The sequence below is a fragment of the Pseudomonas sp. HP_14 genome, from assembly GCF_055283875.1.
The window spans coordinates 106,349-121,814 of the sequence record NZ_JBTOQI010000022.1; the positions used below are offsets into that span (position 1 = coordinate 106,349).

Here is a 15,466-nt window from a genome sequence, read left to right on the forward strand (position 1 = left end):
AGGACCGTGGCTATGACTGTTCGAGGTACTTGATTTTCAGGAGTCACTCTTGAAGATCTCTTTGATAACGCCGGTTTTTAATGAGGCGCTGTCCATTCCGCTGTTTTATCAGGCTGTCAGGCAGGAATCTTCCTTGCAGGCAATCGCCTTGCAGATTGTCTTTATCAATGACGGCAGTACTGATCAGACGGATCTGTTGGTCAGGGAGCTCATTGCAGGTGATAACGAGGTGATGCTGGTCAACCTGTCCCGCAACTTTGGCAAGGAGGCTGCCCTTTTAGCGGGGTTGGAATATGCCGATGGCGATGCAGTCATTCCCATTGATGTCGATTTGCAAGACCCGATAAGCGTCATTCCGCGCATGATCAATGAGTGGCAAAAAGGTGCAGATGTGGTGTTGGCCAGACGTCAGGATCGCTCAGTTGACAGCCCTTTGAAACGCTACGCGGCTGCGCTTTTTTATCGCGTGATGAATGTGATCGGCAGTACGCGGATCGAGCCCAACGTCGGTGATTTTCGTTTGATGGATCGCAAAGTCGTGGACGTTATAAAAGCGCTGCCGGAGCACGAGCTGTTTATGAAGGGGCTACTTTCCTGGGCAGGTTTTCATACGGTCATCATTGATTATGATCGAGCCGCCCGGGGGGCGGGACATACTAAATTCAACGCAAGGAAACTTTGGCATCTGGCGCTGGATGGTGTGACTTCGTTCAGCACGTTACCGCTACGAATCTGGACCTATGTCGGCTGCGCGCTTTCGTTGTTTTCGGTCTGTTACGGAATTTACCGTGCAGTGGAAAGTATCGTGCTCGATAACGATATCCCGGCGTATGCGCCGCTGATGACCGCTCTGTTATTGATAGGGGGTATTCAACTGATCGGGATAGGTGTTTTAGGCGAGTATGTAGGCCGCATCTATATGGAAGCCAAACACCGGCCGCGGTATGTGGTGGAAAGCTCGGCAGGCTTCCAACCGAGAGGGTCCTGAGAAGTGGGAGGGTTTACTGCCTCAAGAACCCATGCACCGTGAAAGTGTTTACAGTCATCGAAAGGAGAGTTCCATGTCGTGCGTAGCCCGCTGGGCGCCAGGCATTCTCCGGCTTCGTGATTATCAACTCCTGCCTGTCATGACCCTGGCAGTTGCAGTTCGTTTATACGGTATTACCCATTCTGCTATATGGTTTGATGAAGCCTACAGTGTACTGATAAGCGCCATGCCACCGGCTGATATATGGCGCTATAGCGCCAACGATGTACATCCCCCTCTTTATTATTTTCTGCTGCACGTCTGGATGATTTTGTTGGGCGATGGTGTTTTTTCTGTTCGCCTCATGAGTGCGGTGACAGGTGTGTTGACAGTGCCGGTCAGCGTTTGGCTTGTCGGCGTGATCGCTACCCGGCGTGCTGCGATTCTGGCTGGAGTTCTATCGGCGTTTTTGCCTTTTGCCGTTCGATACAGTCAGGAGGCCCGCATGTATGCGCTGGTCGCTCTGTGCTGTCTTGCTTCGACACTGGCGCTGGTCTATTGGGTGAAAAACTCCAGACACGACCGGTACCTGTATGTTTACGCGCTGATTATGGCCTTGGCGTTCTACACGCATTATTTTGCCGCGCTCTGCCTGGCTGTCCACTGGTTATACCTTCTTACTGTCTGTGAAAAAGGCCGGTCACTGGCAATGAGTTACAGGTGGTGGATGGCTAATCTGGCAGTGATTGTGCTGTACCTCCCTTGGGTGTCCGAATTATTCGCACAGTTGACCCATTTGAATTCCGTCGGCTGGATACCTCAGGTGAGTGTCGGCTCTGTCGTCTCACAAATCTGGCTGTTTCTGACACTTGAATCCGCCTCGGACCGGCCGTTGATAGCCTACTTTTGTGCTCCTTTAATAATTGTGGTGATAACGGTCACGCTGCTGAAACGGGAGCCTAGTCATTATCGCTTTAACGCGTTACTGACGTTGTACACGTTTGCACCCATTCTTTTGGTCGCATTGGTGTCATTCAAGGTATCGCTGTTCTGGCCCCGTTATTTTTTGTTCGCAGCAATGGGTCTCCCGTTGCTGTTGGCGCTGGGTCTGGATCAACTGATCGCTCGTTGTCGTCGGATTGGCGCTGTTTGCCTGGTTGTGCTTCTGGGTGTGCAGGTGAGCGGTCTGCATAACGTTTATGCCGGCCAATACAGGCTGAATAATCCTTATCAACGTCAGGAAAGTGGCATTGATAGAGTCTCGGCTTACGTGAACGCGCACAGTGCGACCGGTGATCGGGTGTTGGTCTATGATCTCTATTTCTATCCAAGTGCCCTTTATTACAATAAAACCGATACGAAACCGCTTCTCTTCATGCCGGTTAATGTGTTCGGGGAGCGTCCTGATCATTTGCGCGATGGCTCATTGTGGGATCAGGACGGAAAGGCATTTTATATAGATAGTTTGGGGCTAATCGACGCGGACGCGCGCCGCGTCTGGTTTATTTACGACGCGTCTCAAACGAGGCCCGATTTTCCTGAACATTGGCGCCTCGTCGATGGCATGTCTGCTAGCGACGCTACCGTTTTGCTCTACACGCTGGAGCCCTCCTCGCTTCGCTGATCAACAGTGTCTATCACGCTTTCAGCCAATCGCATTGGGCTCAAAGCTGTCTGCTCTAGCCATTTGCCACATGTTGGAATAAAAGCTGCCGTCCACGTCGCCAGTCAGCAACTGTCCGGGTTCAAGAAACACATGGGACTGCGAGAACAGTTTGATTTCGGTGGCTGACATCCTCCTCACCAGATGTTTGGCTTCCAGTTGCGAAGGATGATCCAGACCCGCTGCGGCGAGCATTTCCGCCAGCCCTTTGAGCGTATTGCGATGGAAGTTGAACACTCGCTGGGCCTTGTCCGGCACCACCAGTGCGCGCTGGCGCAGGGCGTCTTGAGTCGCGACGCCGGTAGGGCATTTGTTGGTGTGGCAGCTCTGCGACTGAATACAGCCAATGGCGAACATGAAGCCGCGTGCCGAGTTTGCCCAGTCTGCGCCGATGGCCAGTACGCTGGCGATATCGAAAGCGCTGACGATTTTTCCACTCGCACCCAGTTTGATCTTGTCCCGCAGGTTGAGGCCTACGAGGGTGTTGTGCACGAACAACAAGCCTTCGCGCATGGGCACGCCCATGTGGTCAGTAAACTCTACGGGTGCTGCACCGGTGCCGCCTTCCGTCCCGTCGACCACGATGAAGTCCGGCAGGATGCCGGTTTCCAGCATGGCTTTGGCAATACCCATGAATTCCCATGGATGGCCCAGGCAGAACTTGAAGCCTACCGGTTTGCCGCCCGACAGCTCACGCAGTTGAGCAATGAAGTGCATCAGTTCGCACGGCGTGGAGAACGCGCTGTGGCGGGACGGCGACACGCAGTCTTCACCCATCAGAATGCCGCGGGTTTCGGCGATCTCCCTGGTGACCTTGTGCTTGGGCAGGATGCCTCCGTGGCCGGGTTTGGCGCCTTGGCTCATAAACTTATGTACTATAGGTTTGTTGATCTAGGAGCTACCCGATGGGCCGTAAGCGTACCAAGCATGATGTTCAAGGAGTCATCAATGATGAGAAGGCCATCCGGCCGTTAGACCTCAGAGAGGACAATGGCTTCTACCCCCTCACCACCGTTTGGCGCTGGCGACCACAAGCAGGGAAGCAGGCGGGTGAGCTGGTCTCGCTCACTATTGACGCCCAGAGCGCCAAGACAAAAGAACTCATGAAGATTGATGTCAATCCTAGCCGGTTGTTCTATTCCGAGTTCATTGATGAATTTCCTTGGGCAGTGACGGCTCTGGCTCAGGGATTGAAAACTATCTGCCTGGAGAGTCGCATTTCCCACGCAGAGGCATCTTATAAGCGTAATGCAGTGGGTATGTTTTTCGATTTCTGTCGAAGGAAAGATATCAAGCTTAATAGCTACAAAGATCTAAACTTTCACCTCATCTGTGAGTGGCGAGCTGATCTTCGTTCGGTTGAGATGGGTAGCAGGTATAAGTCAACGATGTTCCGACGTTGCTGCGCTGTGATTGAACGAGTCATGGGCTCCGAATTAATGCCGAGCACCTTTTCAATTCCTATCTATAGTTCTGATACTCCAGCGCCGCTTGCGCCATATAGCGATGCGGTGATGTATCAATTAATCGGTGCTGTCACCAGTGACATCGAATCACTGATGAACAATGCCAAGGAATTCTCTGCGGTTCTAGAACATTCGGAGCGGCATACGCTCGGAAAGATGAAAGATAATTACTCGCGCAAGATAGTCGATTCCTACTGCGAGCATTTGTCTTTTCGCAACGGTGAGGTGAGAACCAAATCATTTAGTGGTATCGGTCGGTTGTTGAGCATTCGAGGAAATGTTTCGGAGACTAGTCCGTCCATGACGTTTGAAGCAGAGTTTCCCTATGTATGCCCGGCACCAGGGTTAGCCGTTACAGAGCACCTGAGAAGGCTGGCGGAAAGAGAGGTTCCAAGCAAAGAGTCGTTATTCCCCTTCCTTGTCTTTTTTCTGATTTTCTCAGGAAAAAATCTTGAAGTCGTTATGACCTGGAAACGTAGATACAGAATCAAGGGGTTTAGTACTTCACCTCTTGATTGGAAGGATCCCTTAGATTCAAGAAGATGCAGGATTCGCGGATACAAAGGTCGGGGGAAAGGACGTACGACGATCGAAGTTGATGACACTTATGTCACTATTTCAGATGAAGGAATATATCCCGTACTCGAATTTTTTTTATGGTATGCGGAACCCCTTTCGCAACTTGTTAATTCAAAATCTGCAGATTCGCTGTGGCTGCACTTTCGTAATGGTGAATGCCTTGACTACAGTATCGATGGCATTTTTTCAGCAGACGCGAAAAAGTTTCTGCGGCGTCATGAGATCTGGGATCTTAAAGCCGATGACAATGGAAATTTGACTAAAGAGCGTATCCGTACGCTCGACTCCCGTCGCTTTCGGAAGGTTTATGCGACGAGGGAGCTGCTGAAGGCCATCGGCGAGGCCAGAAATTACCAAGAGCTCCATGCTTCGCTCGCAAACTCCTTGAATCACAAGGAGTTTGACACCACGCTTAGCCGTTACCTTGCGCTAGGAGCTGCTCGGACAATCACTGACATTGCAACCTTCACGCTCCAGCAAAAGTACTTGGAGGAGGCGCGTAAATTCCGTGGGGTAAGGGTGGAAGAAGGGCGAGCGGCAGATCCTCATGAAGTCCCAGGTTTCTACGCTTCATGTTCTGATCCAAGTGATCCCGATTATGAGGGAGCAATCGTTCTAGCTGACTCCAAATGCCACGAGTACGACATGTGCTTGGGGTGCAGCCAGAGCCGGGTCTTTGAGCAACACCTTCCGAGGATCGCCACCCGAATTCTTCAGTACGAGTCGATGCGACCGACGTTGGCCGATGATCGCTGGGAGGTTGAGTACGGGCGCAAGCATGCTCGCGCGCATGACTTGCTCTCGAATTGGTCGGATCAGGAGGCTGTATCCAAAGCATGGGCAGATGCGAAAAGCGGTGCCATTTACCTACCATCTGTGATCGCGCGGGGATAAGCACATGGCTCAAACAGTCAGGACTCCAGCTCAAAATCTCAAATCATCGGATCCAAGTACCGTTGATTGCTGGGACATCTTGGATTATGTAATTAAGACCTGGGGCGATCATCCTGTCAGTCATGCCAGTAAGCTCAAAGACCCAGCTTGGGATTTTCGAAAGGAAGGTCTTGAGTATTTTATTAGTGTTGAAGCTGTCATTGGGTCTTCCGAACGAACCCATTTTCCTATGATCACGCTGTTTAAAATGATTGCGTTCTGTCTTCTTGGCCGATTTGCAATCATGGAGCGCAGTCCCCGCACCGTTTATAATATCGTTTATGCCGCGAAAGAGTTCGCCCAATGGCTCATTGGGAAAGGGTTGTTGGTAGCGAAACATGACGGCGGGCACTTCAAGCTGCCCAGAGATATTCAACAAGAAGATTTTGCTGATTTTTTGAATTCAGTCAATTCTCTTAGGCAGCATGATAATACCAAGTGGGATAAGGTTCGGCTGCTCGCTGAGTGGTGGCGTCTCTCCCAAGATGAGGGCATGCTGCCTTCATTTTTAAAGCTCGAAAGTGATCCATTCGATGGCAAGCGATTGGCGGATTTCAAGGACTATGAAGTCGAAGAAGAACTCGCTCTCCCAGAAGAGGTCTCAGGGTGGCAAGCGATCCCACTTGAATACGCTTTTCCTTTGGCGACAGCGGCTCTAGATTATATCGAGCAGTATGCGGAGCCCCTGATCCACCTTCACCAAGTCATTTATGAAGGCGTTGTTCAACATAAATCGGGGAGCACCGTCACTCTGGGGCGAGTAAAAAAAGTATGCAAGGCTCTAAATGTGGATTTTTCTACTTTAGGCGAGGGGCTACCGTTTGATATCGTATTTGTGCCGTATGCCCCTCCGTCAGATCCCACGAACTCTACAATCAGAATGGAGCGTAAAGAAGCTGAACGATGCCTTTCGCACATCAAAAGAGCGGCGATCACAGTAATCCTGTTCACAACAGGCATGAGAAGTTGGGAGATGCGAAATCTGAGGGTGGGCTGCTGTGTGCCTGATCCGACGATGGGCATCGACGGCTTCTACCGAATGACGGTGACCGTACGCAAGACCAGCAGGGAGTATCAACAGGGCCAGGTAATTTCGATACCTGTACCTGAGGCTACGTACCAGGCTGTCAGGGTCTTGGAAAAGCTCGGTACGCTGAAACGGCGTGAGGACTATCTGCTCGCGCCCCTGATGTCGAACGAAAAAAGCGATCACGTCAGTGGCCAGTTGACGACGACGAGCTTGATCAACTACGTCAAGGCGTTCGCCCGCGATGTCGGCGTAGCTTACGAGCCGCACCCGCACCAATTTCGCAAAACGATTGCGGGGTGGTTTGTGATGAACAGCCCCGTGCTAGGGCCGCTGCTGGTCATGCGTCTATTCTCCCACAAGTCGATGAACATGACAGAGATGTACCTGCGGAATAACCCGTTGATTGTCGAAGCCCGGCAGGAAATTTTGGTTGAGCAATCGCTCAAAATTGTCGGCAACATCGGGAAGTCTGCACAGGAAGGGAAGCTGGCAGGCCCTGTTGGCGAGCGGATGAGAGTGGGGCTCCAGCAAGATCCATTGTTTGAGGGCATCACGGGGGACGGTCTCGGGGCCACAATAGAGGAATATCTGCGTGAGCGGGCCCTCCATGGCTCGATGCATTTCCTGCTGACGCCTTTAGCCGTTTGTGCCTTTGATCCTACTGATGAGGCCGAGAAGCCGTGTGTAAAGCTCATCCCGGCAGTGGAGCTCACCGATGCAATGGAGAATCAGCACCATGCGGGCGGGTTGCCGTTCGTTAGCAAGTGCGTGGGCGCTAAGTGTGATCACTGCCTTTTAACCCAGTGCGAGTCTCAGGCGCTGGAGCAGTCGCTGGGCTTCTATAAATCGCTCATTGATGGTGCCGTCGTTGATGACTACGCCCAGAACCTTCATATCATGGCCACTGCCCGTGAGTTTGTTGAGCTGTACACGCCCATTGTGGAAGCGCTCAAATGATCAAAAATAAAGATCGTTTGGCGGATGCACGAACTGCCTTCGACCAGCTCAAAGCTGAATTTCAATCGACTGGCGTCAAAGTAACAGTCTCCGCCGTCGCAGCCCGAGCGAAAATCGACAGGAAATACCTCTATGGCAAGCTCAACACCCCTGACAAGGAGTTAGTCAAACGCTGGGCGGAGCTAGGCGAAGAAATAACGTCGTTTCGCAAAGCACAAAAAAATTCCGGGCAAGAAACTGGGGATGTGCCTGTCGCAACAAAGCTGCACAACGCATTGGTTGAGAATTACAGCCTCTTGGAAAATGTCCGCGATCTTGAACACATCAGGGAGCGCCTACAGGTTCTGTTGACTGCGAGTCAGCGCAAGGTTGACGAGCTAGAATCACGCACACGTATGCTTGAGGCTAATGCGCTGCGGCATGCGGGGACGACTCCTGTCGTTGTCAATATGCAGAACAAGCCTAAACTCATAAGCCCTGATGCTGAACGCCACGGTAATGACCAGCTTGCGTTTAAGAAAGCCTGGGTACAGGCACTGAATCAGCTTCGCAGCGCGTTGGCCAGGCCGGTGGATAAGACTTTATTCATTACCATCGGTGCTCCTGGCAGCGGGAAGTCGAGTTGGAGTAAGGGCTGTATGGGGAGTAAGGGTTATTCCATCGTGTTCGACGCATGCAACCTGACCCAAAGTGACAGATATGAGTTGTTGGATATTGCTCAGCAACATGAGAAGACAAAAGTCGTGGCAGTGGTGTTTTATGCGGATTTGGACACCTTGGAGTCTCGAAATAGAGGTCGAGAAGAGGCACGGAAGGTTCCGGTATCCAAGCTGCGTGCCATGTTAAAGTCTATTGAATATCCCTCGCTGATTGATAGTGTCGAGCATTTCGATGAGATCATGATGTTGCGCAGTTGAGTGGAATCCGATATGTATATTGAGTCCGTAACCCATACCGATGGAACCCCGATCCCTCACCTGAGTGGGGTGTTACACTTTCCTTTAGCTAAATACCTCCACCATCTTCGAAAATCGACCATGGCACGTGGAGGGCGGCGAGAGCCCACGACGATTATAAATAACTTCAAGCACTTGAAGATATGGTTTGATTCCTGTGTCGACATGGGCGTGAGGTTCGATGAGGCTACCTATGAAGTTCATATGATGGCGTTGAAGAAAGCACTTAGAGATGGCGGTGTCCAGCCTCAGTCCATAAATGCCTACTACCGATCGTGGCGCGCTTTCTATGAGTGGTGTGCGGAAGGAGCTATTGTATGCGTTATTGAGTTTCCGCCAAAGTCTAAGATAGAATCAGGATATCAATCCGGTAAATCGATTGTCGCTGCGGATAAGCCCACAAAACATCGAGGAGGTAAAAGTGATCCGGGTCTTGAGTCGGAGGTTCAGATTCTGGATTACAAAGATGTTGTCTTAAGCAACGAGGAGTACATGGAACTCAGTGGCGCTCTATCAGACATTGATCCCGTGTATAATTATATCGGCTATATGATGGTGACCACGGGTTTACGTATTGGTGGTGTTGTACAACTGCCCCTCGGAGCCGATGCTAAAAATCCTGGATGGCTTCGTTATCCCGAGCTTAAGGCTAAGGGTGTTCCGTTTCAGCGGTTAACGTACCTCCCCAAGGGCAAGAAGCGTTTGTTGAGATGCGCGGTGCTCACTGACGCGCTGAAGCGTCTGCACAATGAATACATTGTGGGAAGTCGCAAGGAACGCCTCAAGTTGTTTTCTCATCGCTACCCTGATGAGTCAGCGCCTCTGTGGTTGACCGCAAACGGCAAGCGGGTTGAGTTTCATGATATCTGGGACGCGTTCAGGGCGGCGTCGGAGAAACTGGGTCGCAGGATCGCTCCTCACCATCTGCGTCACACCTATGCGACCTATGTCGTTTATCACTATTTCAAAGCCCATGGCCTAAAACCGAACCTCGCGTATGCTCATGACATCCACGAGGCCTTGAGAATTCAGCTTGGTCACTCGGATCTTGAAATCACCAAGCGATACATCCGGACAGTCATCGGTACCGAGGCTGACGCTTGGCTTCCCTTGCTCACGCCGCATGTGGGTCAAGTCGTAAATGAGAGCATGCCAGCGCACGTTCTCGCATCGGTGATGAGATTTTTTGAATCTTCCTCTGGGGGGAACGTGGATTCGTGAACGGGGAGGGGAAAGCGGGTTGTACTTCAAATGGTGGTATTGAGGCCGACCCGCGCGCCATCCCTAGAGCTGTTGCTTGGGACGGACTCAACCGTTCGACGAGGTATCGCCTATTTCCCCTGCATGTTTCGCCAATCAGTACCAACCGCCCGCAAATCGCGGCTTACTAACCTTCTGACTTCACCCATTCATACACCAACCCGCGTGTCCTCGGTGCTGACGGCATGGGCCCTTGAGCCAGTACCTTCTTTACTTGGGTTGCCGGCTCAAATCACAACTCTACCGTCATGCTCTTACGAGGTACGGCTGAAGCCTAATGATCAGCCGATGGGGCCTTCTGCGCCGCCTCGTTAGTCCCGCGTCCGGTAGCTTCGAACTTAGAAAATCGGGTTCTGAGGTTCTTGGATCCTGTTAAGATCGCAGGGTGGCTAGATGATATTATTCTCGGCCGGTCTCGCGCGGGAGTGAATCTGGCCCGAGCGGTTGCATCGTTCTCTTGTGGGACATGGAAGACGAGATGGAAAGATGACAGATCAAGAAGCAAGTGCCAGCGCAGCGGGCTATGGCTACCAATACGAACGTGCCCTCTATCGGATTTTTAACGCTCCGAACGTTCAGACTCGATTTGGTATAGAAACGGCTGACGATGTCGAAGAAATCAGCGAGACATCGTCAGGAGTTCGGCGAGTTTCAGAACAGGCAAAACTGTCGGTCCAGCCGCGCAAAAATCCCCTGCAGGACAGCAGTAAAAACCTTTGGAAGACGTTGCGGATCTGGCTGACGGGGCTCGCAGAAGCACGGCAAAGCTTCGACCATCTGGAATACCTCCTCGTAACCAACCGGCTAGTGAAAAAGGGCACTCTGGTTATGCGTCTATCTGAGGCTAGCTCCGAAGCAGATGTCGCGTCGGCGCTCACAGCCTTACGTACCCACGCAACCACCATGACTGGGGAGGCAGGCAAGATAGCCAAGGATGTAGTCGGATATCCGGATGATGATCTTGAATTCGTAATTGAAAGAATGCGTGTTGAGGATGGTCAGCTCAACGCTCAGATGAAGGAGCGCATCATCGCTTCTCTGCACCTACCCGAGGACGCAATTGCTTGCAGTGAGATGATCTACGACGGCTTGGTGGGTTTCCTATTCAGGCAGTGCCAGGAAAGCTGGGTTAATCGTAAGCAGTTTTGGACGCAAGCCCAACCTTTCTACAATCTGCGCCAAGCTTTGGTGGACAAAATTTTGAATGGCCCTTGGGAGCCTCTCCCATTTGAGAAAACAGAGTTTTCCAGATGGGCCCAAATGCTTGATCCGGAAAGCATGTTGTTTATGGGGCAGCTCACCAAGCTCAGCATACCGAGTGACCTTCTACAGGAGCAATTTACCTACTACTGCGCGGCCTACTCGGAGCGCGTCCGACTGTTGGACTCAGGGCGGGTGCTACTGGACGATTTCGACACTGCAGAAAATGTCCTCTGTGCGCGGTGGCGGTCAATCTCGGGGGCACATCGGATTGCGTCTAGCAAGACACTCGATCAATTTGACGTTCCAGATTACAACACCGTCCTTGCCAAGACTCTGTTCCCAGAGACGTTTCCTATGAAAGTTGGGCGAGTTAAGTCGTCGGAGCAATATCTGTTTTGCGGGACGTACCACAGAATGGCAAATCAGATCGAAACACGGTCTCCCATCCACTGGCACCGTGATCCTTCGGATGGTGACGAATGAGTGAGCCTTTCCTCGATCGTCAACTGATCCACAATTCGACGCTGGCGTGTTTCGTGCTTGCTCACTTCATCAGCCAATATCAAAGCAATTCCTCGGGGCAGGCCCCTGACCTACCGAAGCTGATGCTCGTGCTGCCTTTGACTTGGAACGAGCGATCCCGTGATGCGTTGAGCAAACGCAACGCGCGATCAACAATAGCAACGGTTTTTAGGGAGGCGCCTTCGCTCAAGATCGATCTGCAGCAACGGGTGCAAGCTCACGTCGGTGCTACCCTTCAAGGCCTTAATCTCGCAGTCTCTGCACACCTCATCGGCAAGCTTGACGACAGTCGATTTCAAGCGCTATCGACTCGTTGGCCAAATGGCATACGAAACACGATACCTGGCGCGATGTTGCAAACCGCAGAGAAACTTGCCAAATGGTTCGCTGCTGAGTCCACGGAAAATTTGTATAAGCTCATGTTTGGAATTCCCAATGAAATTCACAATTGACGCTGTCATCCTTTGGTCTCGTTTTGAGCACATGGAGCCTAGAGTCATTCCCTTCGTGGAGGGAAAAATCAACATCATCCACGGGATTAGCGGTACGGGTAAGTCGTCAATTGTTCATATCATTGACTACGTCCTCGGCGCCAAGAAATGCCATATCCCGATCGGGATCATTCGAGACTCTGTTGATTGGTTCGGCCTAAAGATTCGCATCCTGGACGCGACTTATATTGTGGGGCGGCGTACTCCAGGGGCGACGCAAGGCTCTAACGATTTTGTCATGCTAGATGCCCATGGTGGTGAGATCCCCGCTAGGGTCGCTCGAACCCATAATCAAAGCCAGTACCAGGCGGAGATCAATGCAATGGTTCGCGTAAGTGACCTTACGCACTCTGAGTCTGATGAGCCATCGGGCTTCGATAGCAAATCCACCTATCGAGATATGGCGGCGTTCAATTTCCTTCCTCAGCACATCGTGGCAAACCCCAACACACTCTTCTTCAAAACTGATTCATTTGCGCATAAAGAGCGTTTGACCAGGGCTATGCCATACGCGCTGGGCATGGTTGACGCTAACTATGTCATAAACGGACGTCGCCGGGACGAAGCGCAGCGGGAGCAGGACAAGTTGCGCAGGCAAATGGAAATTCACGCCGCTGCCAAGGCAAGCCATCACGCGGACATTGATAACTTATTCGATAGGTGCGTACAGCTGGGATTGCTATCCTCCGCAAACGCTTCGATGAGTGCTGAAAAGCTGGTGCAGCTCAGGCGTATACTCACAGCGACTGAAGAAGGGCGTTTGGAGCAAACACTCTTAGAGCCCCAACGCCTCCACATCTCTGAGAAGCTCAAAGAGGCCGTTGCTGCTGTTGCTAGGCAGCAGGCAATCATCGATGAACTCGACACAGAAATTGATGGTTTTTCTCATCTAGCCCGCACAAGTGAGCGTTTTGTCGCTGCGATCGATATCGAGAAATCCCATGTGATAGGCCTCGATTGGCTTAAGCAATGCGTGTCTGACGGTGGACACTGCGTCGCATGCGGCTCTTACACAAACGCATTACCTATGGTAATCGAGAACCTCGAAACAAAGGTCAACCAGGCCACTCGGATTTCGGATGCGCTGAAGGATAATCCGGTCGTCGATCAGCAGCTGGCGGTTCTCAAGCGCAAGCGAGCGAAAGAGGAGCGTGAGCTTTCCCGTCTGCTCAAAGAGCGCAATCGTTTGATCCAGGATGATAAGCGCACCCGCGATGCGGTCGGTCAAATCTACTTCGTGGCGGGAGAGATCAGCCGCCTCGTTAAGCAGCTCGACGGCTCGGATGCTGATCACGATCTGTTGAGCCGGCTCAGCGAGCTAGAGAAACTCATCAAGGGTTACAGTGACTCAATGTCCGCTATCCATAGAGGAGAGCGAGAACGGAAAGTCGATCAGCAACTGACTCCGATGATCGAAGAATACGCCGACCAGTTTGGACTCAACGGCACTCCAGGATCTCGTATCTTCCTAGATAGGAAGGAGCTTACTCTACGCTTTGAATCCGAGAACAGAAGAGACTTTCTTTGGGAGATTGGCAGTGGTGCTAACTGGATGGGATACCACATCGCGACCTTCTTGGGCATCCATGAATACTTATCGCGTGATGAGAACAGAAACCTGCCGCCCTTCAGCTTTATTGTGATCGACCAACCGAGCCAAGTTTATTTTCCCAGTAACTCCGCTGGATTCAACGCTTTAGATAACGGGTTTGAAGCTATCAGCCAGAGCAGGCCTGCGGATGTGATTGCTACACGTCGAATCTTTGAAGTGCTGTCCGAAGGGCTGAGGCGCGCTGGGCACTTTATTCAGATAATCGTACTGGAACACGCCGGGCCTGACATCTGGGGTGGCGTTGAGCATACAGTTGAGGTTGAAGCTTGGGAGCGGAAGGGCGATGGCCTCATCCCCGCTCACTGGATAGATGCCGCCTGACTGAGTCTTTCTCAGCACGTGTTGTGATACTCACCGCAGGCTCTAGTGGCTTCGGTGGGTAATCATGACAAAGACTTGATTGTTGTTAGATCGCAGCCCGAGCATGACAATCGGCCTCCTCAGATCTGTTCGGGTAGAGCTTGAAGAATTGGCGGCGACACGCTAGGTCTTGAGCCAGTACTTATCCACGGTAGAGCGACTTACCCCCAACTGGCGTACGACCACCATCTTTGGATGCCCTTCACCCTGAAGCTTCCTGACAGCCTCCATGGTTTCATCTGCGCGCTTGCCGCGTACGCCCCTCGCCGCAGATTCCTGAGGAGTACTCCCGAGGAGGCCGAGCCCTAAATGATTCGCCACCTTGACATCCCAGAGGGCCTTGTAGGCGTCCAGGTCTATACCTCGCAGGCGAGCCTCAACTGCCAGCAGTACCTGACTGGTCGGAACACCTAGCAGCTCGCATAGGGAATGCAGCTTGATCGCCGTTATGGCTTGTTGGCCCAGTTCAACCTTGGCCAGATGAGGCCTGCTCAATACCTCGGCGCACGCTTCACGGGTCAGGCCTGCCGCGACACGAAGCTCGCGCAACACTTGGCCCAATATTGGCTGGAATCCCATCTCTTGGATGTGCTCACAAAAGAAGAGAATGAAGCCACGCTTTGACGTCTAGCATCGTCAGCGTATACCATTCATTAAATGCGCGTTCTCAACATTCAATAAACGGTAAATCGACTTATGCGGCTGCTAGCGATGTCGGATCTGCACGCCGAGTTTGAGCCCGTTGAGCTGCCCGATCCATCTTTGTATGACGTCGCGGTTCTTGCCGGCGACATCAACATCAAGGGGCGAAGCTCTGAGTGGGCCGGCGAGCATTTTTCGAAAACGACGATTCTGGTGGCCGGCAATCATGAGTTCTACAAGTCGAGCTGGGACAAAACGCTTGGTCGCTTGAACTCATCCAGCGCCCCGCACGTGCACTTTTTGGAGCAGCGCACGCTGGCCGTGGAGGGTGTGCGATTTATAGGTTGTACAGGATGGGCCGATTTTGAAGGCACGGGGAACGCGCCATTGGCGATGATGGAAGCCCGGGCACTGATGAATGATTACAAAGTCATCCGGGTCGAGCCGCAGTATCGAACCTTGGTTCCTCAGCAGACTAGGCGGGTCGCCCAGCAGTCGCGTGAGTGGCTACGTAGTGAGTTGGAGCAACCGTTTGACGGCAAGACGGTTGTGGTCACGCATTTTCCGCCGCTGATGCATTTCGTTCCTGACTACGGCAAGCATCCGCATTTGCGCGCCGCTTATGGCAACAATTGGCAAGAGTTCCTGGACATGAAAATCGATCTCTGGGTGTTCGGGCACACACACATGCCAGTGGACGAAACCATTAACGGGATAAGGTTTTTGTCCAACCCCAGAGGGTATCCGGGGGAAGGGGTGGATTTCGACAACCAGTGCGTAATCACGCTATGAACAGCTGGCGATGGCCGGCCAGAGGACTTTCCA

11 protein-coding genes and 1 pseudogene are annotated in these 15,466 nt (G+C 52.2%); 10 read left to right on the plus strand and 2 right to left on the minus strand.

Features of this window, described 5'->3' with window-relative positions; genetic code table 11:
• The first annotated feature begins 49 nt into the window (after nt 1–49).
• On the plus strand, nt 50–988 hold the full coding sequence (locus tag ACYASS_RS15160) for a glycosyltransferase family 2 protein (protein WP_463586725.1): 939 nt from the start codon (nt 50–52) through the stop codon (nt 986–988).
• A 73-nt stretch (nt 989–1,061) separates the two neighbouring features.
• Nucleotides 1,062–2,591, plus strand: a complete 1,530-nt coding sequence (locus ACYASS_RS15165; protein WP_463586726.1) for a glycosyltransferase family 39 protein — start codon at nt 1,062–1,064, stop codon at nt 2,589–2,591.
• A 21-nt stretch (nt 2,592–2,612) separates the two neighbouring features.
• Here the strand turns inward: ACYASS_RS15165 and ACYASS_RS15170 are convergent.
• Nucleotides 2,613–3,494, minus strand: a pseudogene (locus ACYASS_RS15170) (glutamate synthase-related protein); the annotation flags it as partial.
• A gap of 41 nt (nt 3,495–3,535) precedes the next feature.
• Between ACYASS_RS15170 and ACYASS_RS15175 the strand changes: the two are divergent.
• From ACYASS_RS15175 to ACYASS_RS15205, 7 genes are all read left to right on the plus strand, one after another.
• A complete protein-coding gene (locus ACYASS_RS15175; RefSeq protein ID WP_463586727.1) occupies nt 3,536–5,569 on the plus strand; it encodes a hypothetical protein in 2,034 nt (677 codons plus the stop codon).
• Between the two features lie 4 nt (nt 5,570–5,573).
• Entirely contained in the window at nt 5,574–7,595 is a 2,022-nt protein-coding gene (locus ACYASS_RS15180) for a site-specific integrase (protein ID WP_463586728.1), read from the plus strand.
• Complete coding sequence (locus ACYASS_RS15185; protein WP_463586729.1) at nt 7,592–8,512, plus strand: AAA family ATPase; 921 nt, start codon at nt 7,592–7,594, stop codon at nt 8,510–8,512. Before ACYASS_RS15180 ends, ACYASS_RS15185 begins: the two co-directional genes overlap by 4 nt.
• Nucleotides 8,513–8,524: 12 nt before the next feature.
• On the plus strand, nt 8,525–9,772 hold the full coding sequence (locus ACYASS_RS15190; protein ID WP_463586730.1) for a tyrosine-type recombinase/integrase: 1,248 nt from the start codon (nt 8,525–8,527) through the stop codon (nt 9,770–9,772).
• A 525-nt stretch (nt 9,773–10,297) separates the two neighbouring features.
• Complete coding sequence (locus ACYASS_RS15195) at nt 10,298–11,497, plus strand: ABC-three component system protein (RefSeq protein WP_463586731.1); 1,200 nt, start codon at nt 10,298–10,300, stop codon at nt 11,495–11,497.
• Nucleotides 11,494–11,988 (plus strand): three component ABC system middle component, encoded by a 495-nt coding sequence (locus ACYASS_RS15200; RefSeq protein WP_463586732.1) that lies wholly within the window; start codon nt 11,494–11,496, stop codon nt 11,986–11,988. Before ACYASS_RS15195 ends, ACYASS_RS15200 begins: the two co-directional genes overlap by 4 nt.
• Nucleotides 11,972–13,960, plus strand: a complete 1,989-nt coding sequence (locus ACYASS_RS15205; protein WP_463586733.1) for a DUF3732 domain-containing protein — start codon at nt 11,972–11,974, stop codon at nt 13,958–13,960. Before ACYASS_RS15200 ends, ACYASS_RS15205 begins: the two co-directional genes overlap by 17 nt.
• A 162-nt stretch (nt 13,961–14,122) precedes the next feature.
• On the opposite strand, the gene ACYASS_RS15210 is transcribed toward ACYASS_RS15205, so the two are convergent.
• A complete protein-coding gene (locus ACYASS_RS15210) occupies nt 14,123–14,551 on the minus strand; it encodes a helix-turn-helix domain-containing protein (RefSeq protein WP_463586897.1) in 429 nt (142 codons plus the stop codon).
• Between the two features lie 144 nt (nt 14,552–14,695).
• Here ACYASS_RS15210 and ACYASS_RS15215 point away from each other — a divergent pair, with 144 nt between their 5' ends.
• The gene (locus ACYASS_RS15215) at nt 14,696–15,433 is read left to right on the plus strand and encodes a metallophosphoesterase (RefSeq protein WP_463586734.1); all 738 of its coding nucleotides are present in this window, start codon (nt 14,696–14,698) and stop codon (nt 15,431–15,433) included.
• Nucleotides 15,434–15,466: the final 33 nt, after the last annotated feature.